Origin of the sequence: Lacinutrix jangbogonensis (genome assembly GCF_000797445.1) — a bacterium.
GTDB classification, from domain to species: domain Bacteria; phylum Bacteroidota; class Bacteroidia; order Flavobacteriales; family Flavobacteriaceae; genus Lacinutrix; species Lacinutrix jangbogonensis.
In genome coordinates this window covers 307,334-327,768 of the sequence record NZ_JSWF01000028.1, presented here as the reverse complement: position 1 = coordinate 327,768, position 20,435 = coordinate 307,334, and the positions used below count along the sequence as shown (strand labels likewise).

Sequence of the window (20,435 nt, the reverse complement as noted above, 5' to 3'; positions counted from 1 at the left end):
GTTGTTGTGTTAAAATTACGAAATGTTTCTTGAAAATACAGTAAATCAAAAAGAACAATTTGGTTGGATTGAAGTTATTTGCGGTTCCATGTTCTCTGGAAAAACCGAAGAGCTCATTCGAAGACTAAAGCGCGCGCAGTTTGCAAAGCAAAAAGTGGAGATTTTTAAGCCTGCAATAGATGTACGTTATGATGATGAAATGGTAGTCTCTCACGATGCTAACCAAATTCGTTCAACTCCAGTTCCTGCTGCTGCTAATATTCCAATTTTAGCCGATGGTTGCGATGTGGTTGGTATTGACGAAGCTCAATTTTTCGACGATGAGATAGTACGTGTTTGTAACGATTTAGCTAATAAAGGCATTCGCGTAATTGTTGCTGGTTTAGATATGGATTTTAAAGGGAACCCATTTGGTCCCATGCCTAATTTAATGGCAACTGCAGAATATGTAACCAAAGTACATGCCGTTTGCACACGCACAGGAAACTTAGCGCAATTTAGCTATAGAAAAAATGAAAGTAAAGACCTTGTATTATTAGGGGAAATCGAAGAATACGAACCTTTAAGTCGCGCAGCATACTATAAGGCAATAACGCGCGAAAAAGTAAAAACCATGAAAGTGAATGAATCCGAGGAGCTAAAATCTAAAAATAAAGATGCCTAAAGCTCAGGAAACCATTCTAGAAATAGACTTAAACGCTTTAAAGCATAATGTTACTTTTATAAAGTCTAAACTTAAAAGTAATACCAAATTCTTAGCCGTAGTAAAAGCATTTGCTTACGGAAGTGATGCTCTAGAAATAGCAAAATTTCTTAAAAACATAAATGTAGATTATTTCGCTGTAGCTTATACAGACGAAGGCGTTGCGCTTCGAGATGCAGGCATAGAAACACCAATTTTAGTATTACATCCACAACCACAAAATTTCAAAATAATTATAGAACGCTGTCTCGAACCAAGCATCTATTCCAAACGTGTTTTAAATGATTTTATAGCTGTTGCTGAAGAACAAAAACAATCAAATTATCCTATTCATCTAAAATTTAATACAGGTTTAAATAGATTAGGTTTTGCTGAAACTGAAGTTAAAAGTATTTTAAACAGTCTTGAGACAACAAAAGCAATTAAAATAAAATCACTATTCTCACATTTAGCAGCTAGTGATGATAAAAACGAAAAAGAGTTCACAATAAATCAAATTGAAAGCTTTAAACGTATCACCCAAAAAGTATTGAATACCTTAGGCTACCAGCCTATTTTACACCAAAGTAATACGTCTGGTATATTAAATTATCCCGAAGCACATTTCGATATGGTTAGATGTGGTATTGGCTTGTATGGCTTTGGAAATAATATCGAAATTAATAAAAGTCTGAAACCAATAGCAACACTAAAAACAACTATTTCTCAAATTCACAGTTTAAAAATAGGAGACAGTTTAGGTTACAATCGCGCTTTTATAGCCACTAAAAAGACTAAAACAGCAACCTTACCAATTGGTCATGCAGATGGTTTAAACAGACTTTTTGGAAATGGAAATGGTTTCGTATTTGTAAATGGAGAAAAAGCCTCTATCATTGGTAATGTCTGTATGGATATGATTATGGTAAATGTAACAGATATAGTATGCAAAGAAGGCGACGAAGTTATTGTTTTTGGACCAAAACATTCAGCCGAAAACTTAGCAGAAAGTATCAATTCTATCTCTTATGAATTGCTAAGCTCTGTCTCTCAGCGTGTAAAACGAGTATTTCGTCGATAGTTTTTACTTTTACGCCTTCATAATTTTACTTTTTTGTTAAAATTTTAACTAAATTTAACAAATAATTAATTCAACTCACTTAAAATTAAAATTATGCTTAAAGAATTTAAAGAATTTATTACAGGAGGCAATGTTATAGAATTTGCTGTTGCTGTAATTATGGCAGGAGCTATTGGCGCTGTTGTTAAAGGATTTGTAGGTAACATTATAATGCCCGTTGTAGGCCATTTTACAGGCGGAACCAATTTTGATGATAAAAAAATAATTCTTGACGAAGCTGTTTTAGACGCGGCTGGAAAAGTTACTAGTCCTGAAAACGCTATTATGTGGGGATCTTGGGTGAACACCATTATAAACTTAATAATAGTAGGTTTAGTAATGTTTATGATAGTGAAAGCCTACAATAAAACTAAGAAACCAGTAGAAGTTGCTGCTCCTGCGGCACCTGCTGGACCATCTGATAACGATTTATTAAAGGAAATTAGAGATGCTTTAAAAAAGTAACTCTAATTTTAAATAAAAATATTAAAAATCGATTTTGGAATGCAAAATCGATTTTTTTATGCCCAATTTTTACGAAAAAATTAATAACTATTTAAAGACAAACAGTAAGAAATATAATAGCTTTGCTTTTTATATTTAAATTAGATTTCCATCTTCACGGAAATAAAAAAATAAATTTTCTATGAAATTAGCGGTTATTGGTGTTACAGGCATGGTTGGCGAAGTAATGCGCAAAGTACTAGAAGAGCGTAATTTTAAAATTTCAGAATTTATTCCTGTAGCTTCAGAGCGCTCCGTTGGAAAAAAAGTAACATTTAAAAATCAAGAATTTACTATTGTAAGCTTAGCAGATGCTGTTGCAATGAAACCAGATATAGCATTATTTTCAGCTGGTGGCAATACATCTCTTGAATGGGCTCCAAAATTTGCAGCAATTGGCACTACTGTAATCGATAATTCTTCTGCTTGGAGAATGGATCTTTCCAAAAAATTAATTGTTCCAGAAATTAATGCTGGCGAACTATCAAAAGAAGATAAAATTATTGCCAATCCAAACTGTTCAACCATTCAAATGGTAATGGCTTTGGCTCCGCTTCATAAAAAATACAAAATAAAACGTATTGTTGTTTCTACATACCAATCTATTTCCGGAACTGGAGTTAAAGCAATGCAACAATTAGAAAACGAAATGACTGGCGTAAAAGGAGAAATGGCTTATCATTATCCTATTCATAAAAATGCTATTCCGCATTGCGATGTTTTCGAGACCAACGGTTATACCAAAGAAGAAATGAAATTGGTTCGCGAAACACAAAAAATCCTTAACGATAAAACCATTGCAATAACAGCCACTGCAGTTAGAATACCAACAGCTGGAGGACATAGTGAATCTGTTAATGTAGAATTTGAGAATGATTTTGATATCACAGAAGTAAGACAATTACTTAACAATACTGAAGGTATTACTGTACAAGACAATATAGATGTAAACGTCTATCCAATGCCATTATATGCTAATGGAAAAGATGATGTTTTTGTAGGACGTATTCGCAGAGATGGTTCTCAACCCAACTCACTTAACCTTTGGATTGTTAGTGATAATCTCAGAAAAGGAGCTGCAACGAATACAGTTCAAATTGCCGAATATTTGGTTAAAAACAATTTAATTTAGACTAAAATAAGTCATTTAATTTTCAAAAAAGCGTTTACATAAAAGTGTAAACGCTTTTTTGTTTATTTTTATAGTTCATTAACACTTATTAATATGAAAAATATAGCACTATTATTACTAACACTTTCAATACTTATGTCTTGTAACAAAGAGGAAAAAATGCGTAAAGAGATTACAATAAATTATCCTGAAACAAATACAGTAGATAAAGCAAACACTTACTTTGGAACAGAAGTTAAAGATCCATACAGATGGCTCGAAGATGACAGAAGCGAAGAAACTATGGATTGGGTAAAAAACCAAAATAAAGCAACTTACGGTTATCTAGATAATATTCCATTTCGTAATGAGTTAAAAGACAGACTAACCAAACTTTGGAACTACGAAAAAATAGGCTCCCCTTTTAAAAAAGGTGACTACACATACTTTTACAAAAATACAGGGCTCCAGAACCAATATATAATTTATAGATATAAAACAGGAGCAGACCCAACAACAGCAACTGTGTTTTTAGATCCAAATGGATTTAGCGACGATGGTACAACCTCTTTAGGAGGTACAAGTTTTTCTAAGGATGGAAAAAAACTAGCCTATGCTATTTCTGAAGGTGGAAGCGATTGGAGGAAAATACTAATAATGAATACCGAAACTAAGGAAATTATTGAAGACACTATTGTCGATGTAAAGTTTAGTGGTATGTCTTGGTATAAAAATGAAGGTTTCTATTATTCAAGTTACGATAAACCTGAAGGTAGCGAGTTGTCTGCAAAAACAGATCAGCATAAAGTATATTATCACAAACTAGGAACATCGCAAAAAGATGATAAAATAATTTATGGAAACACTCCAGAAGAAAAACATAGATATATTTATGGAAGCGTTACAGAAGATAATCGTTACCTAATAATTTCTCCTCGTACATCAACTTCAGGAAATAAATTATACATTAAGGACTTAACGCTACCAAATGCACCATTAGTAGAAGTTATTGGCAACACAGACAGCGATACTTATCTATTAGAAAATGTAGGTTCAAAATTGTTTTTAGTAACCAATTTAAATGCACCAAATCAGAAAATAGTTACAGTTGACGCTTCAAACCCAACTCCAGAACTTTGGGTGGATTTTATTCCAGAAACCAAAAACGTATTAAGTCCATCAACAGCAGGTGGTTACTTTTTTACCGAGTATATGGTAGATGCCGTGTCTCAAATTTTTCAATACGATTATAATGGCAAATTAATCCGTGAGGTAAAATTACCTAGTATTGGAAGCGCTGGCGGTTTTGGCGCTAAAAAAGAAGAAAAAGAATTGTATTACTCTTTTACTAACTATGTTACTCCTGGAAGTATTTACAAATATGATATAAAAAAGGGAATTTCTAAATTATATAGAAAACCAGATATCGACTTTAATTCTGATGATTATGAAAGCGTACAGGTTTTTTATCCTTCAAAAGATGGCACAAAAATTCCGATGATAATCACTCACAAAAAAGGCATAAAACTTAACGGAAAAAACCCAACGATCCTCTATGGTTATGGAGGTTTCAATATTAGTTTAACACCAGGTTTTAGTATTACAAACGCAGTTTGGATGGAACAAGGTGGTATTTATGCCGTAGCAAACTTAAGAGGTGGTGGAGAATATGGAAAAGAATGGCACGATGCAGGAACGCAATTAAAAAAGCAAAATGTTTTTGATGATTTTATTGCTGCTGCCGAATATTTAATCGCTAAAAACTATACGTCAAGCGACTATTTAGCAATTAAAGGAGGTTCTAATGGAGGCTTATTAGTTGGTGCGACCATGACGCAACGACCAGATTTAATGAAGGTTGCTTTACCAGCTGTTGGCGTTTTAGATATGTTACGTTACCATACTTTTACAGCAGGAGCTGGCTGGGCTTACGATTATGGAACAGCAGAAGATAACAAAGAAATGTTCGCCTATTTAAAAGGCTATTCTCCTGTTCACAATGTAAAAGCTGGCACGCAATATCCAGCAACTTTAATAACTACAGGAGATCATGATGATCGCGTGGTTCCAGCACACAGTTTTAAATTTGCTGCAGAATTACAAGCAAAACAATCTGGAAAAAACCCAACGCTTATTAGAATAGAAACAGATGCAGGACATGGAGCAGGAACGCCAGTAAGCAAAACTATAGATCAAGCTGCAGATATTTTTGGTTTCACGCTATTTAATATGGGTTATGATGTGTTACCAAGTAAAATGAAAGACGAGTTTAAGGATTAACTATTCCTGCGAAGGCAGGAATCTACTAAATAACACTATTTAGACTTCTCAGGTTTCAAAAACCTGAGAGGTCTCTTATTAAAGAATATGCTAAACGTTAAGAACCTCAACTTTTCTTATAACAAAACACCTGTTTTAAAAGATCTTTCTTTTAAAGTTAAGCCTGGAGAATATCTTGCAATTATTGGAGAAAGTGGTTGCGGAAAAAGCACACTTTTAAAAGTGCTTCGTGGTGAATATGATTTAACTAAAGGTAATATCTTCTGGAAAAAAGAACAAATACAGGGACCAAAACACAACCTTGTTATTGGTTACGATTTTATGAAATATGTTGCTCAGGAATTCGAGTTAGAACCTTTTATTTCGGTTGCTGAAAATATTGGTCAACATCTTTCAAACTTTTTCAAAGAAGAGAAAAAAGAACGTGTTGCAGAACTTCTTGAAGTTGTTGAACTTACGTCTTTAGCAAAAACCAAAGTAAAACTGTTAAGCGGTGGACAAAAGCAACGTGTTGCCTTAGCAAGAGCTTTAGCTAATGCACCAGAAATTTTGTTGTTAGATGAACCTTTTAGTCATATTGACAACTTTAAAAAACAATCGCTTAGACGTAATGTTTTTAAATATTTAAAAGATAAAAACATTACGTGTATTGTGGCTACGCATGATAAAGAAGATGTATTGGGTTTTGTAGATAATATGATCGTGCTCAACAACAATAAAATTGAAGCTTATAATACGCCTGAGCACTTATACAAAAATCCCGAGACACCATTAACGGCTTCATTCTTTGGTGAGTTTAGCATGATAAATAATGAAATTTTTTATGCAGATCAAATAAAGCTAGTTAAACGATCCGAATTAAAAGCAACCGTAAAAAATTATTACTTTAAAGGGAATTATTATTTAATTGAAGCTGATTTAAAGGATGAAATCGTGTTTTTTGAACATAGTGAAATACTAGAAAAAGATTCTTGTATTTATATAGAAACACTAATTTAAATCCTCTCTTTCAGTATATTTTAATCCGTTAGGCAATTCAATTGAAGAAAACTCTAAATGTAAAACACGTCTCCTTCTTTGCTTCATAGATTTAGAAGATGCATGTAATAATAATGGTTTTAATAATTGAACACCACCTAAAGCAACTTCGCATATAAATGGAATAGAACTTTCTGTAATTAACTTAACTTCTTCATCATTTAAACGCTTGTTATGAGAACCCGAAATCACTTTTAATGCGCCATTTTCTGCATTAGTATCATCTAAATGAATACGCATAGCAAATGTGTTTTTAGAAATGGCCTCTGGAGGTCTCACGCTAATTACACCTTTTTTATTAGTCCAAGATTTAAAACCTTCCGTTTCTATTTTACGTGTAACATTTATAGGCACATCTTGATGCCAAGTTACATACCAATTATCTTGTGGTGACTTATCAAAATAAATAGCTTTCGTTAAAAACACATTGTTGCCAATGGCTTTAGTAAGCTTTTTAAAATTTTTATTAAATAGAATACTTTTTAACTCTGGTAATTTTAATAACACTTCCCGCATTCCAAATGGTTGTTCATCATTCTGTTTAATATACCCATCAAGCTTTGCTTTTAGCTTTCTTATATCGCGTTTAGAATATAACTGGCTTAAAATAGCAAAGCCTTTATGTTCTAATTGTTTTGAAACTGTTCTTATACTTTTTTCGTTAATTTCTGTTTCATAAAAATCTACAGCATCGTGTAGGCGTTCTTTAATAATTCGTTTTAAACGTTCTGGAGCGATTACTTTTATGCTTTCACCAAAGCCTAAAATCTCTTTTTCAAGTTCGAAATTTAATTGTACATCTAAAGAAATAGTAATCCCATAATTATCTTTTTCTATCATTTTTTGCGAGTTATGAAATGGTTTTGTAACCACATAAGGTGCGTGTTTATGGCTTACATAAAGCAGTACGTTTTCTGTATCTAAATTCGGGCTTACAGATACACCAATCGCATTCTTATAATAGGTTTCTGAGTTAAAATTAGGCTCGGAAACAAAACTGGCATCACTACTTTTTAAGCTCACAATTCTATCTAAAGCTAAATTCATAATACCTTCGTTTCTATTTTTTTTCCCAATAACAAACCATCTATTTCTAAACTCTTTAAGCAAATAAGGATGAAACGTAAACGTGTTTTCGGCACGCGCTTTAAATGATTTATATGTCATTTCAATAGTCTTCTTTTTTAAAATAAATTGATACAATTCATTTAAAAATTCCAAACCTTTTAAATTATCATTTTTCTCAAAATCTATTAATGCTTTTTCATGTGTTTTTTGAGTATAAACATGATCTTCTAGTTTCTGAACCATGCTACCTAATTCATCAAAATGCGAAAAACCTTGAAACTGTTTTAAAAAAGAAACCGCTTCAGATAACTTTATGAGATCCTGATTAGAAATTGGGCTTTTGGTTATACTATAGTTTTCATCTTCATATTTGTAATACTTTCTGTCGTAAACCAAAATTGGCGCATTATAGCCTAATTTATCGCTACGCATCATCTGTAAGTCTAATTGCACAGTACGTTTACTAACATCTACATCTTTACCTTCGTACTCATAAAGGGCGTCAGATACAGCTTCTATTAAATCGTTAAGCGTCCATTGTCTAAAGTTATTTTGAAGACATTTATCTATGGTTTTATATCTAATTAATGCATTCTTATTGACTGCCATGATACTGAAATTTTAAACTAATTTAGATTAAAATATCTAGTACGCAAAAACATTGCGCATTACAATACATTATTTGATGAAAATTAGAAATAATGGACACTTTAAAACTAATAATATTTGATGTTTTAACTGAAAAAATAACCGTTTCAAAACTTGAGAATTGGCTGTATAATTCGGAAGAAATAATGAACGAAATTGATTTAAATTCGTTTTATTTTGATGTAATTTCTATAAATTATAAAAGTTGTAGCTGGAAATTAGAATTAAATCATTTAGCAGAATGCCATCTCCATAATGATTATCTGGAAATATTAACAATTAAAAGAAGTTGTTTAAATATTATTGAATCAGAAACATTTGAAGACACTCATAAAATGCTAACTGCTGCTGTAAGAGATTTTGAATATAATACAGGGTATTCAATACTCTGGGTGTTTAGTCGTTTCAAAGATTACTTTGATTTGGTTAAGGAAGGTATTTGGAAAAAAGGAACACTTAAAAATGAGGTAAAATTTCATTCTAAAAAAACAATTGAAATAATAAAAAATTTCAAGAATATTGATGAATTAAAATCACAATTAGAAGAAAATTTAAAACCATTTAAAGATTAAAAGAGAACGAAAAACTCAATTAAACACAAATTCCTTGCTTTTTTCAAAAAAATATAATACTTCGTATTATGAGAGCCAATTTTAAAGAAAAGAAAAAATAAATTTTGTAAAGTCGAAAATTAATCTAAATATTTGCACTCAGGAAATAGCAATTCCTAAGCATCAAAAAAATCAATTATTAACAAAACACGAAGTTATGTACCTATTCATATCAAATCAAAATCGTCCAAAAGGCATTATGCCTTTTATGGTGCTTCGTGAGTATTTTAGTTAATACAACTTTTCATAAACAAATGAAAAACCCGAAGCAATTTAAAAACTGTTTCGGGTTTTTTGTTTTCAGTCATTAGCAAGCCTGCTAAACACATTCCCAAAAACAGTAATAACAAAACAACCTAAATGTAATATTAGGCCTATCGACTCCGCTTAGGATAAACTTAAGTCGACACGTTTAAAAGTGCATTTAAAAAAATAAATTAAAAAAAATGAAACACACACAATTCGCCTAGACACCGATTCCTAATTGGGAGTAATTATTGGAATCATTTAAAACATATAAATCAATTATGAATATGTCTAATGAAATCGATAAACATAAAAGAACAAAGGCAAAAGGAAGTGCGTTGTTTACAAAAAAGACAACGAGACATTTGGAAACTACAACGTGAGTTAGGATATATAAAATTAAAAACACCTATTCGTCACGGTTGGTATAAAGAAATTGTTATAACAGAAAAAGTAGATCGCTATAAAAACAAAGCTGCTATTCTCGAAATCTATAATGAAATCCAAAGATCTTATTGGGGAAGAACTAAAGAAGAAGCCGAAAAAAAATGGCGAAACAAAACTTCAAAATATCTTATATACAAAGAATTTCCAACGCTAAATAAAAAGCAATTTAACAGCTTAAGCTATAAAGCACAATACATGTGTACTGCATTTCCATATAAAAATGAATGTAAAAAATTAAAGCTTAGATTTTATATACGAATCCCAAAAGGAGCGTATAGAATTAAATATACAAGAGCTTATACAACGTATAGAAAACGAATTGATCCAGAATTAATTAGAACCGATGATTTTATCGCTTCTCAATTATCTAAAAAAGGATATTACAACATTACTGAAGCTGTAAACCCATGGAAAAGCAAGTGGGATAATATAGACGGTAAACAAGAAAAATTAAAAACAAAAAGAAATCTAAAAGGGTTAAAAAAATATGCTCTTAAAGATGTTATTAACGATAATATATCATGGGAAAACCATTAATAAAAACTAAAATAATACAAATAACCTCAGGACGAGGACCTGCAGAATGCTGCTGGGTTGTGGCGCAAGTATTAAAACTATTTTTAGAAGCTTTACAGATTAAAGACTTTGATTATAAAATAATACATCGCGAAAAAGGAACAGAAAATACCACTTTGCAATCTGTGACCGTTAAAATTACAGGTACAAATTTAAGTCTGTTTTTAAGCCAATGGCTAGGTACCATTCAATGGGTTGGCATTTCTGCATATAGACCAAAACACAAAAGAAAAAATTGGTTTATAAGTATTAATCAAATAAAATCAACCGAACATATTTTGGTAACAGACAAAGATATCAGTTATCAAGCAACACGAAGCTCTGGGCCTGGAGGTCAACATGTAAATAAAGTAAGTTCCGCTATTAGAGCTACACATCAACCAACAAAAACACAAGTATTGGTTATGGATAGCAGATCACAACATCAAAACAAAAAAATAGCAAAACTCAGATTGATTGAAAAAGTAAATCAATTACAAGAAGAACACTTAAAAACGGAAGTTAAAAACCTTTGGGAAAACCACTTGAATATTAATAGAGGCAATCCAACAAGAATCTTTAAAGGTTACGATTTTAAAATTCAAAAAAGAGAAAAGACATTTAAAAAACAACGTAATCAATTAAAAAAAGAATTACGCGAAACATTAAAAACCGAGTAATCATGGAAACAAATTTATTAAACAATTACGTGCTTAAAGCTATAGATGCTTATCCATACGAATTAGAAGAAACCGTTGAGAATTTAAACTACGCCTTGTCTTACCAAAACGATAACGCACATGCTTTATACTTAATGGGACGTTTACAGGCAGAAAAAATGGGAGATTATGAAAGGGCTAAGCAATATTATGCTGAAGCTTTGGCTAACAAAATGGATTTTCAAAAAATATACACACACTATATTTTAGTTTTAATATGGAATGATGATTTTGAAGAAGCGCAAAAACTAATCACTTTTTCATTAACCATAAAAGGAATAGATAGAGGTAAGGTCTTTCAATTGCAAGGCTCGCTTTATGAGCATTTAGAAACATACAAAAAAGCAGTAAAGGCACTAAAAAAGGCAAAGCAATTTGGTTATAATAATGATTTTATAGCTTATGCAGATTCTCAAATCTCAAGAATTAAGAACAAGATAAAATCAAAGAAAAAGGAAACATCTAAAAGCAAAGCGAAGAAAAAAAGAAAGAAAAAGTAAAAATAATTTAACTACGCAAAAACACTGCGCAATAGTGTAGAATATTTGCAGAGTAATTAATAAGAAGTCTTTTGGAATCAGACTATAAAAGTAGTGCTCCGCCAGATAGTGAAGCTGGTGGAGTTTAATAAAAGTTCATTAAAATATTAAAAACGGAAATATTGAGCAATTGGCTGGCCCACCTGACTGTAAATCAGGTCTTTTTTAAGCATGTAGGTTCGAGTCCTACTATTTCCACATCAAGCGAGTCTTGTTAAGTGTTTCGGTATAGCACTATTGCATAAATCCTTGCCAATTGACATGAGGTTTTTATGTTCAACTTGACTTGAAGGTTTCGATTATTTGCCAAAAAAAATCACCATCTATGTGTCATGGGTTCGACTCCCATTCTCAATTTTTTTGAGGTAGCTCAGTAGGTTAGAGCAATAGACTGACCATGTAGGTTCGATTCCTACCAAACCGAGAAATCGGTTTGTGGCAGAATGGCTATGCTTCAAATGGACTTTAAATCCATCTATTGAAAAAGAAGGTTAACTTTTAAAAAAGACCACCAAGTGCGCCACACTTAAAATGGCACCAAAAAAACAAAGTGAAAGAAAACGCGCTATTACTATAAATAGTTTTAGCAATCCAGAAAACACTTTGAAATACAGTAGTATTAAAAAACGTTTTGTCTTTTCTTTTTAAAGATCTATTTGTTAGAATAAAAGCTAATAAATCATCAATAGAAACAATTAATAAAACACTTTTAAATCACTTTTAAATCACTTGTATTTCCGTAGTTAGAAAGATGATTTTCTTCCGCTTTGTTTTAATTAATAATAGTCATTTCAGTAAAGCTGAAACTCTATTATAAATGTTTAATCGTTCTGCAATAAAAAAACATCAGAACAAAAAAAAATTAGAAATCATGAACAGAGTAAGAATTCATGCAGGAAACGTAGGTTTAGTATTTAAAAACGGCAATTATCAACGTGTAATTACCCAAGGAACACATTGGTTAAGTTTTAACGAAAGTGTTATAAAGTATGCCTTAAACACACCATTTCAAGCGCCAAAAGCATTAGAAATCTTACTTAAAGATGACGCTTTGGCAAATATGTTAACCATTATAGAAGTTAAGGATAACGAAATTGTTTTGGTTTACGAGAACAACAACTTTAAAACCGTTTTAACAGCTGGTCGCTATGCCTATTGGAATGCCTTAATTAATTACAAATTTGTGAGTGCTGATTTAAACAAAATCGATATTACAGAAAACATTGATAAAGCCATTTTTAACAAACCAGAATTAAGTAAATACATTAGAGTTTTTGAAGTTGCTGCATACGAAAAAGCCGCATTAATAGTAAACGACACTTTCGAAAAAATTGTAGAACATGGTACATACCGTTTCTGGAGAAACAATGAAACTATTAAAATTGCGAAAGCAGATTTACGTCAATTACAAATGGAAATTGCTGGTCAAGAGTTGTTAACTAAAGATAAAGCAACCGTTCGTATCAACTTTTACGCACAGTACAAAGTTACAGATATCGAAACGGCATTAATGCGAAATAAAGAGTACGAAAAGCAATTGTACATCACATTGCAATTGGCGTTAAGAGCTTTTGTTGGTACTTACACATTAGACGAATTGTTAGAGCAAAAGGAAACAATTGCCAAAGCTGTTCTGCAAGATGTAAAAGCACAGGCTACTAAATTAGGCGTTACCGTTTTACACGCAGGCATTAGAGATGTTATTTTACCAGGCGACATGAAAGAAATCATGAACCAAGTATTAATTGCACATAAAAAAGCACAAGCCAATGTGGTTACAAGACGAGAAGAAACAGCTGCTACACGTAGTTTGTTAAATACCGCAAAATTAATGGAAGACAACACCATGTTGTTTAAATTAAAAGAAATGGAGTATGTAGAGAGAATTGCCGATAAAATTGGCGAAATCACAGTAGCCGGCAACGGAAACGTGATCGAGCAATTAAAAGACATTTTCTCAGTAAGTAAGTAAGTAGGTAAGGTTATGGCGTATCCCAAACCAAAAAAGGTTTGGGTCGCGCTTTCCGCAGTCGCTCTCTGCGAGGAGCTTCAACAATGCTTCAATCACTTACGCAGTGAATATTTACTAAGACCGGTCGTCATTCTGAACTCGTTTCAGAATCACATAAAGCAGTATTTAAAAGAATAAATTAAACTACGCAAAAACATTGCGTAATACACTATCATATTTGTAGTGTAATTAAAAAGAAACAATGGAAACAAATACAAAAATAACAGGAAACCACTTACAAGCATTAGGTTTCAGGCAAGGAAAATGGATGAAAGACGCCATTACACATATTAATGAAAACAACTTAGAAGACAACGAAATGATCACGTATTTAGAGCAATTTAAATCGCCAGATCCTATTGCGCTACACGAAAAGCCACAAACGTTTTCTATAAACATTAAAGCAGAAAACGAAGAAGAAAAAGACAACGTAGCAAAAGTGGTAAACTCTATGCAAACCTTAATGAAAACACCAACATTAGTGGCTGGTACAATCATGCCAGATGCTTGTCCTGCCGGTCCAGACGGAACAATTCCTGTTGGTGGAGTTGCTGTGGCTAAAAACGCCATTCATCCAGGCATGCATAGTGCAGATATTTGCTGTTCAGTCATGTTAACCGATTTTGGTAAAGCAGACCCAAAAGCCATTTTAGATGCTGCGCATGCTAACACACATTTTGGCCCGGGCGGAAGAGATAGAGACTCGCAATTTAGATTACCAAAGGAATTAATAGAGGCTTTTGAAGCAAACTATTTCTTAAACGATGGAAATATGTTACAAATTGCAAGATCTCATTTAGGAACGCAAGGCGATGGTAATCATTTCTTGTTTGTTGGCAAATCTAAAAAAACAGGAAACACCATGATGATTACACATCATGGATCAAGAGGTCCAGGAGCAAGATTGTATACAAAAGGCATGAAAGTAGCCGAACGTTTTAGAAAAGAATTATCACCAGATGCTAAAAAGGAAAACGCATGGATTCCATTTTTAACCGAAGACGGAAAAGCCTATTGGGAAGCATTGCAAACCATAAGAGATTGGACGAAAGTAAACCACGAAGTAATTCATGATTCGGTAGCTGAAACTTTAGAGATTGCCATTGAAAACAGATATTGGAACGAGCATAACTTTGTTTTTAAAGATGGTGATTTGTTTTACCATGCTAAAGGTGCAACACCTTTAGATGCTAAGTTTATGCCAGATATTACTGGACCAAGATTAATTCCTTTAAACATGAGTGAACCTATTTTAATTGTTGAAGGTAATACCACAAAAACCAATTTAGGTTTTGCGCCTCATGGAGCTGGTAGAAATGTGAGTAGAACACAACATAGAAGAAGTAAAACTGGTACAACCATGCAAATTTTTAAGGAAGAAACTAGAGGTTTAGATATCAGGTTTTTCTCAAAAGAAATTGATATTACCGAGTTGCCAAGTGCTTACAAAAACGCAAATAGCGTAAGAGCACAAATGGACGAATACAATTTAGGTAAAGTAATTGACGAGGTAATACCTTATGGTTGTATTATGGCTGGAGATTTTCAGAAAAATGCACCTTGGAAAATTAAAAGAGATAAGAAAAGGGAGAGGAATAAAAGTAAATCTTAGAACCGTGAAAAGTGGACTAGCGTGAGTTGGTCTGCTTTTTTAATTTTATAAATATACAAACCCAGAATATCTACCACAATGTGTTAAAGAAAATGAAGTCAATAATTTCTCAAAATTATTGAACAGCTGAGGAACACCAACTTCAGTTTTTTTAATCATCAATTCTTTTATATTATAATTTTCAATTTTAGCAACTGTTGTTAACAACTGCTTTTTCAAAAATTGAGATTGTAATTTAAAGTCTGTTTGTTCCATTTTAAAACAATGCGTTTTATACTTTTTTTCTTCATTTAAAGTGGCGACAGTATAAACATAATCTTCGGTGATTTCAGAACTCGTAAAGTAGCTTTCATTGTCAATAGAAACCATTCCTTTTTCAAAAGAGAACAATTTACACACTAAGCGTTTCGGGTTAAAAAAACGCTTCTCAAACTGTTGTACATTCACTTTATAAGCAGCCTCTTTCATACTCCAAAGCAACCAAACCATTTGGTGTTTGTCTTCAGAATTAGAAATAAGTTTCTGTTCTTCTTTTGTAAATACTTTGTCTAAAAAACGTGGTCTTTGCCAGTTAGAATCTTTAGCTGCTTGTTGTAAATCGACAATGTCGTTACCTATCACTTTGCGGCAAGTTTTTCATTAACAATAGCCATTGCTGCTTTTACAGAAACCATTTTTTCCATATCGTCATTTTCAATTCTAATGTCAAATTCATCTTCAACATCTAAAATAACATCTACCAAATTAGCAGAGTTTATTTTTAAATCGTTTATAAAATCAGTCTCTTCAGAGAGCTTAGTATATGCCTCTTCATCTTGAATATAGGGTTTAACGATGGTTTTTAACTTGGCTAATAATTCTTCTTTTTTCATGTTTTATTTTTTCATTTCCGGAAAGTTAGAAATTTTTTAATTATACCTCTTAAAGATAACACAACCATTTACATCACCAAAACCAAAACTAGCTTTAACGGCAATATTTAGATCTATTTTTAAAAGTTGTTTTACAATTTTATCTTCGGAAATTAGCTTAGAAATATCAGGATGAATATCGTCACAATTAATATTAGGAAACACAAACTGTTCTTTTAATTGTAACACTGTTGCAACACTTTCTATACTTCCTGCTGCTGCCAAACAGTGGCCAACCATAGATTTCAAAGAATTGATATACGGAAAATCGTCTCCTTTTCTATTTAACGCTTTCGTCCAGTTTTCAATCTCTAAACCATCTTTAGATGTTGCGGTTAAATGCCCGTTTATTACATCAATGTCTTCATTAGTAATGCAAGCATTTTTTATAGCATCTTTAATACAGCGTTGCACAGCTTCTGCGTTTGGAGCTGTCATGGTTCCTCCATTACGTTGTCCACCAGAATTAATATTTCCACCTAAAACCTCAGCATAAATTGTTGCGTTTCGCGCTAAAGCACTTTCTAAAGATTCTAAAACTAGTGCGCCTGCGCCTGAACCAGGAACAAATCCTGATGCGCTTGCACTCATTGGGCGAGACCCTTTTTCTGAAAATTCGTTATGCTTATAAGTCATTACTCGCATAGCATCAAATCCTCCCCAAATATATGGGCCATCATCACTACAACTTCCAACAAGCATCCGTTTTGCTTGTCCGTTTTTAATCCGTTCATAACCCATTAAAATAGCTTCGGTTCCTGTTGTGCATGCCGAAGAATTTGTGGTTACTTGATTTCCTAAACCTAATATGCCGCCTAAAAAAGCACTAATACCGCTTGCCATCGTTTGTACCACAACTGTGCTGCCTAATCTCTTTACCTGTCCCTTATCTAGCTTATAAATAGCTTCTCGAAACTTTTCTACTCCTGATGTTCCTGTGCCAAAAATAGTTCCACTATCGAAGTCTAAGTCGCTATCTGTATCAATATCGAATCCTGCATCGTTCCAAGCATCCATTCCTGCAATGCAACCATATAAAATACCTGAACTATTAAAACCTCTAAGTTGTAAAGGTGTTAAATACTCTAATTTCTTTTCTTCGGAAATTTGCGGAATACCCCCAATGCGGCACGAAAAATTCAAGTCGGCTAAATGCTGGTGAAAGGTAATTCCGGATTCTCCATTTTTAATGGCTTTAGCAAACGCTTCAAGTCCAACACCATTTGGTGCAACGACTCCTAAACCAGTGATTACTACTCTCATTTATTTATTCCTGCTTAGGCAGTCATCTTATTAATTAAACGTTCAATTTCACTTTAAGTCACGAACAAAACAATGGTTTTATTCAATAGGGACGTTATTTTCGATTATGAGATTCCTGTCTACGCAAAAATGTGTGTCATTCCTGAAATTTGCCCTCTACAAACCAATTGTCCTTTTTCATTTAATAACTTCACCTTACATTTCAATTTATTAAACCGAAATACTTCTTTTTCTGAAACCACTGTTACTTTTTCTCCTGGAAATACTGGTAAAAAGAAGTCTACTTGACTCGAGGTTAATGCTATTTTCGGTTCGTTTTCGTTAGCGATTTCATCTTTCAACATATAAATACCTAAGCAGACAACTCCTATTTGTGCCATACATTCGGTTAGAATAACACCTGGTGTTACTGGGTTATTTTTAAAGTGACCTTTATAAAAATAGTCCTCTTTTTTAAAGGTATAATTACCTGTTATGCCTTCGGAAGAAATAGCCGTTAATTCATCAACGAACAAAAAAGGATGTTGATATGGTAAAAGGTTTATGATTTGTTTTGATGTCATTGTTTTGGTTTTGGAAGACTTCGCGAGTTTATGCAACCTGTAAAATGTAAACTATTTACCATTCTAATAATATACGTTGAGCAGAAAAACCTGGTCCAAAACTTAACATTAATCCGAGATCTCCTTTTGGTAATTTCTTGTCCATAAAGCGCTCAAGAACGTAAAGTACCGTGGCACTACTCATATTGCCATACAGTTTAAGTACTTCTTTGGTGTCGTCTATGTTCTTTCCGAGCGCTCCAAATAAACCTTCTACAGTTTGCACAATTTTTTTTCCTCCAGGATGAAAAATTAAATGATCGATATCTTCAATTGCTATATTATTTCGTTCTAAAAACGGATGAACAAATTTAGGAAAGTGCTCTGAAATGGTTTCAGGAACAGCCTTATCTAAGATCATTTGCAAACCAGTATTCACCAATTTAAAACCCATCATGGTTTCAGCATCATAAAAATGATACATGGCCTCGTCAATAATTTTTGGTCCGTCTTCATTTTCGTAAGAAGATAAAATAACACTCGATGCTCCATCGCCAAAAATAGCTGCGCTCACAATATTTACCATTGAGAAATCATCAAGCTGGAAGGTTGCTGTTGGCGACTCTACAGCAATAACCGCTGCACGCTTGTTTGGGTTTGCCTTTAAAAAATTTTTAGCATAAATAATCCCTGAAACACCTGCTGCACAACCCATTTCTGTTACAGGTAATCTTACGATATCTTGTTTCATTTTTAGATTATTAATCAAATAGGCATCTACAGAAGGAATCATAATTCCTGTGCAACTTACCGTAATTATATAATCTATATCTGTTGGTTTAAGCTCGGCTTTGTCTAAAGCTTTTACCAAAGATTGCTCTGCTAATTTGACAACTTCGCGTGCATAAATTCCGTTTTTCTCTTCGAATGATGTTTTAAAAAACACCTCTTCGGCATCCATTATCGAATAGCGCCTATCTACTCCTGCGTTCTCAAAAAGCTTGATCACTTTGCGCTTAAAACGGTCCTCCTGACCTTCTAACCAAATATTTAAAAACGGAATAATATCCTTAGTTTCCCTGGTATATTTTGGTAATTGTTTAGCTACTGCTGTTATTTTTACACTCATGTTATTTTTTTTTCAAAATCCATTGGTAACGAAATGCCCATTTCCAATGTATTTGATAATCTACATTTATTAATTCTGAAATAGCTTTCAGGTCCTCTCTTTTAAAGCCTCGTAAAACAGAAGTTAATCCATCTTCAACAATCGTTTTATTCTTTATCGTTGTGCATAATAACTTAAATAAGTAATACGCCAATTTATGTCTGTGCAAATCGTTAACGACTACTCCTAATTTTGCTTTTACTACTACTGGTTTTAAAAAGTTCACCAAAGCACCCTCTTTAAAATGGTGTAGAAATAATGTGGTTAAAACTAAATCGTATTCTAATACTTTAAAGTCTTCTGAAAAGATATCGATCGCTTTAAACTCGATATTATCGTAATTTTGAGACAAACTAATCGCATAATCGATGGTATGAATATTAGCATCTAAACCTATTAATTTAAAATTGTAATTATGTTTCTTTCCAAATGTTGAGATTTCTCTTAAAATATCGCCTCCTCCACATCCTAAATCAATAATAGTAATCGTTTCTAATTTTTCGAGATTTTTTAGTGCTTTCTTAAGTCCGTTTATGGTGACTATATTTCCACCTAACCATTGATTTATTTTTGCTAATTTATCTAGAGCATCATGAAGTATTGGGCCATTGTAATCCAAATCGTCCATAATCTCCTGGTCTTCACTTCTATATTTTGTGTTTATTAAAATACTCATTTAACTTTCATTAATTTGCCGTGTGTTCGTTTAATAATATGAGGTAAAATGAATGGGAACCATTTTAAACCTTGCATTAAAACTTCAGAAATTTTAGGCTGATTAAATAAGGCAGCAACAACATGACCTATTTTTAATCTTGATTTAAAAGCTTTATTCCACTCTCTAAGATACTGCTTTTCTAAGGTTTCTCTATTGGGTGTTTCAGAATTAAAAAATTCAATAATTAAAAGTGATGCTATTTGCGCACTCCTAATGGCCATACTCATTCCATTTCCACATAGTGGGTGAATTAAAGCCGCAGTATCACCGCACATAAGCACATGATTTTCTATAGGTTTTTTATCTTCAAATGAAATTTGACTAATGCTTAGTGGTTGCTCGAAAACAGGAGCTGTGTTACTAAAAACAACTTTTAAATACTTGTTTTTAAGAACCACTTTTTGCTGAAACTCTTCTATATCTTTATACTTCTTAAAGGTTTTAAAATTCGTAATGTAGCATAAGTTAATGCTATTATTTTCTACTTTGGAAACGCCACAATAGCCACCTTCAAAATTATGAAGCGCGACCAAATCGTTAGGAAAATCCCCATTTACATGTGTTTTTACGGCTAAATATGGTGACTTGGTTTTTATGAATTTTCGTTTTAATTTCACATCTAAATTAGCGCGTTTACCATAA

20 protein-coding genes and 1 tRNA gene are annotated in these 20,435 nt (G+C 32.7%); 13 read left to right on the top strand and 8 right to left on the bottom strand.

What is annotated here, in order from left to right:
• Window positions 1-22: 22 nt before the first annotated feature.
• From RH82_RS10435 to RH82_RS10410, 6 genes are all read left to right on the top strand, one after another.
• Window positions 23-664: a thymidine kinase gene (locus tag RH82_RS10435; RefSeq protein WP_034060530.1), complete on the top strand. Its 642-nt coding sequence runs from the start codon at window positions 23-25 to the stop codon at window positions 662-664.
• Complete coding sequence (alr, locus tag RH82_RS10430; RefSeq protein WP_034060529.1) at window positions 657-1,763, top strand: alanine racemase; 1,107 nt, start codon at window positions 657-659, stop codon at window positions 1,761-1,763. Before RH82_RS10435 ends, alr begins: the two co-directional genes overlap by 8 nt.
• 93 nt (window positions 1,764-1,856) lie before the next feature.
• On the top strand, window positions 1,857-2,267 hold the full coding sequence (gene mscL / locus RH82_RS10425; RefSeq protein ID WP_034060528.1) for a large conductance mechanosensitive channel protein MscL: 411 nt from the start codon (window positions 1,857-1,859) through the stop codon (window positions 2,265-2,267).
• A 181-nt stretch (window positions 2,268-2,448) separates the two neighbouring features.
• Window positions 2,449-3,438, top strand: a complete 990-nt coding sequence (locus RH82_RS10420) for an aspartate-semialdehyde dehydrogenase (protein WP_034060527.1) — start codon at window positions 2,449-2,451, stop codon at window positions 3,436-3,438.
• A 93-nt stretch (window positions 3,439-3,531) separates the two neighbouring features.
• Entirely contained in the window at window positions 3,532-5,697 is a 2,166-nt protein-coding gene (locus RH82_RS10415; protein ID WP_034060525.1) for a prolyl oligopeptidase family serine peptidase, read from the top strand.
• A gap of 87 nt (window positions 5,698-5,784) precedes the next feature.
• Window positions 5,785-6,696 carry an ABC transporter ATP-binding protein gene (locus RH82_RS10410; protein WP_034060524.1) on the top strand — a complete coding sequence of 304 codons (912 nt, stop codon included), beginning with the start codon at window positions 5,785-5,787 and terminating at the stop codon, window positions 6,694-6,696.
• Here RH82_RS10410 and RH82_RS19130 read toward each other — a convergent pair.
• The gene (locus RH82_RS19130; RefSeq protein ID WP_034060523.1) at window positions 6,688-8,412 is read right to left on the bottom strand and encodes a WYL domain-containing protein; all 1,725 of its coding nucleotides are present in this window, start codon (window positions 8,410-8,412) and stop codon (window positions 6,688-6,690) included. The genes RH82_RS10410 and RH82_RS19130 overlap by 9 nt on opposite strands.
• Before the next feature lie 92 nt (window positions 8,413-8,504).
• Between RH82_RS19130 and RH82_RS10400 the strand changes: the two genes are divergently transcribed.
• The 7 genes from RH82_RS10400 (at window position 8,505) to RH82_RS10370 (ending at window position 15,191) form a co-directional block, all read left to right on the top strand.
• On the top strand, window positions 8,505-9,023 hold the full coding sequence (locus tag RH82_RS10400; RefSeq protein WP_034060522.1) for a hypothetical protein: 519 nt from the start codon (window positions 8,505-8,507) through the stop codon (window positions 9,021-9,023).
• 579 nt (window positions 9,024-9,602) lie between these two features.
• Window positions 9,603-10,292 (top strand): hypothetical protein, encoded by a 690-nt coding sequence (locus RH82_RS10395; protein ID WP_034060521.1) that lies wholly within the window; start codon window positions 9,603-9,605, stop codon window positions 10,290-10,292.
• A complete protein-coding gene (gene prfH, locus RH82_RS10390) occupies window positions 10,277-10,990 on the top strand; it encodes a peptide chain release factor H (RefSeq protein ID WP_034060519.1) in 714 nt (237 codons plus the stop codon). The genes RH82_RS10395 and prfH overlap by 16 nt, the downstream gene beginning before the upstream one ends.
• 2 nt (window positions 10,991-10,992) lie before the next feature.
• The gene (locus RH82_RS10385) at window positions 10,993-11,529 is read left to right on the top strand and encodes a hypothetical protein (RefSeq protein ID WP_034060517.1); all 537 of its coding nucleotides are present in this window, start codon (window positions 10,993-10,995) and stop codon (window positions 11,527-11,529) included.
• 154 nt (window positions 11,530-11,683) lie between these two features.
• Window positions 11,684-11,766: transfer RNA gene (locus tag RH82_RS10380), tRNA-Tyr, on the top strand.
• 673 nt (window positions 11,767-12,439) lie between these two features.
• Window positions 12,440-13,540 (top strand): slipin family protein, encoded by a 1,101-nt coding sequence (locus RH82_RS10375; RefSeq protein ID WP_034060583.1) that lies wholly within the window; start codon window positions 12,440-12,442, stop codon window positions 13,538-13,540.
• Window positions 13,541-13,781: 241 nt separating this feature from the next.
• On the top strand, window positions 13,782-15,191 hold the full coding sequence (locus tag RH82_RS10370) for an RtcB family protein (RefSeq protein WP_034060515.1): 1,410 nt from the start codon (window positions 13,782-13,784) through the stop codon (window positions 15,189-15,191).
• Window positions 15,192-15,236: 45 nt separating this feature from the next.
• Here the strand turns inward: RH82_RS10370 and RH82_RS10365 are convergent, their stop codons facing one another.
• From RH82_RS10365 to RH82_RS19125, 7 genes are all read right to left on the bottom strand, one after another.
• Complete coding sequence (locus tag RH82_RS10365; protein WP_034060514.1) at window positions 15,237-15,812, bottom strand: 4'-phosphopantetheinyl transferase family protein; 576 nt, start codon at window positions 15,810-15,812, stop codon at window positions 15,237-15,239.
• Window positions 15,809-16,063, bottom strand: a complete 255-nt coding sequence (locus RH82_RS10360) for an acyl carrier protein (protein ID WP_034060513.1) — start codon at window positions 16,061-16,063, stop codon at window positions 15,809-15,811. Before RH82_RS10360 ends, RH82_RS10365 begins: the two co-directional genes overlap by 4 nt.
• 36 nt (window positions 16,064-16,099) lie before the next feature.
• Window positions 16,100-17,365 (bottom strand): beta-ketoacyl-[acyl-carrier-protein] synthase family protein, encoded by a 1,266-nt coding sequence (locus RH82_RS10355; protein ID WP_034060511.1) that lies wholly within the window; start codon window positions 17,363-17,365, stop codon window positions 16,100-16,102.
• A gap of 119 nt (window positions 17,366-17,484) precedes the next feature.
• The gene (locus tag RH82_RS10350; protein ID WP_034060509.1) at window positions 17,485-17,928 is read right to left on the bottom strand and encodes a 3-hydroxyacyl-ACP dehydratase FabZ family protein; all 444 of its coding nucleotides are present in this window, start codon (window positions 17,926-17,928) and stop codon (window positions 17,485-17,487) included.
• Window positions 17,929-17,983: 55 nt separating this feature from the next.
• On the bottom strand, window positions 17,984-19,036 hold the full coding sequence (locus tag RH82_RS10345; RefSeq protein WP_034060508.1) for a type III polyketide synthase: 1,053 nt from the start codon (window positions 19,034-19,036) through the stop codon (window positions 17,984-17,986).
• Window position 19,037: 1 nt separating this feature from the next.
• Window positions 19,038-19,751: a methyltransferase domain-containing protein gene (locus RH82_RS10340; RefSeq protein WP_034060507.1), complete on the bottom strand. Its 714-nt coding sequence runs from the start codon at window positions 19,749-19,751 to the stop codon at window positions 19,038-19,040.
• The gene (locus RH82_RS19125) at window positions 19,748-20,410 is read right to left on the bottom strand and encodes an NAD(P)/FAD-dependent oxidoreductase (RefSeq protein WP_316930926.1); all 663 of its coding nucleotides are present in this window, start codon (window positions 20,408-20,410) and stop codon (window positions 19,748-19,750) included. Before RH82_RS19125 ends, RH82_RS10340 begins: the two co-directional genes overlap by 4 nt.
• Between the last annotated feature and the right edge of the window lie 25 nt (window positions 20,411-20,435).

Bases quoted from the DNA above. Each gene is read 5' to 3' on its own strand.
- RH82_RS10435 (WP_034060530.1), top strand. From the start codon at position 23: ATGTTTCTTGAAAATACAGTAAATCAAAAAGAACAATTTGGTTGGATT.
- alr (WP_034060529.1), top strand. From the start codon at position 657: ATGCCTAAAGCTCAGGAAACCATTCTAGAAATAGACTTAAACGCTTTA.
- mscL (WP_034060528.1), top strand. From the start codon at position 1,857: ATGCTTAAAGAATTTAAAGAATTTATTACAGGAGGCAATGTTATAGAA.
- RH82_RS10420 (WP_034060527.1), top strand. From the start codon at position 2,449: ATGAAATTAGCGGTTATTGGTGTTACAGGCATGGTTGGCGAAGTAATG.
- RH82_RS10415 (WP_034060525.1), top strand. From the start codon at position 3,532: ATGAAAAATATAGCACTATTATTACTAACACTTTCAATACTTATGTCT.
- RH82_RS10410 (WP_034060524.1), top strand. From the start codon at position 5,785: ATGCTAAACGTTAAGAACCTCAACTTTTCTTATAACAAAACACCTGTT.
- RH82_RS19130 (WP_034060523.1), bottom strand. From the start codon at position 8,412: ATGGCAGTCAATAAGAATGCATTAATTAGATATAAAACCATAGATAAA.
- RH82_RS10400 (WP_034060522.1), top strand. From the start codon at position 8,505: ATGGACACTTTAAAACTAATAATATTTGATGTTTTAACTGAAAAAATA.
- RH82_RS10395 (WP_034060521.1), top strand. From the start codon at position 9,603: ATGAAATCGATAAACATAAAAGAACAAAGGCAAAAGGAAGTGCGTTGT.
- prfH (WP_034060519.1), top strand. From the start codon at position 10,277: ATGGGAAAACCATTAATAAAAACTAAAATAATACAAATAACCTCAGGA.
- RH82_RS10385 (WP_034060517.1), top strand. From the start codon at position 10,993: ATGGAAACAAATTTATTAAACAATTACGTGCTTAAAGCTATAGATGCT.
- RH82_RS10375 (WP_034060583.1), top strand. From the start codon at position 12,440: ATGAACAGAGTAAGAATTCATGCAGGAAACGTAGGTTTAGTATTTAAA.
- RH82_RS10370 (WP_034060515.1), top strand. From the start codon at position 13,782: ATGGAAACAAATACAAAAATAACAGGAAACCACTTACAAGCATTAGGT.
- RH82_RS10360 (WP_034060513.1), bottom strand. From the start codon at position 16,063: ATGAAAAAAGAAGAATTATTAGCCAAGTTAAAAACCATCGTTAAACCC.
- RH82_RS10355 (WP_034060511.1), bottom strand. From the start codon at position 17,365: ATGAGAGTAGTAATCACTGGTTTAGGAGTCGTTGCACCAAATGGTGTT.
- RH82_RS10350 (WP_034060509.1), bottom strand. From the start codon at position 17,928: ATGACATCAAAACAAATCATAAACCTTTTACCATATCAACATCCTTTT.
- RH82_RS10345 (WP_034060508.1), bottom strand. From the start codon at position 19,036: ATGAGTGTAAAAATAACAGCAGTAGCTAAACAATTACCAAAATATACC.
- RH82_RS10340 (WP_034060507.1), bottom strand. From the start codon at position 19,751: ATGAGTATTTTAATAAACACAAAATATAGAAGTGAAGACCAGGAGATT.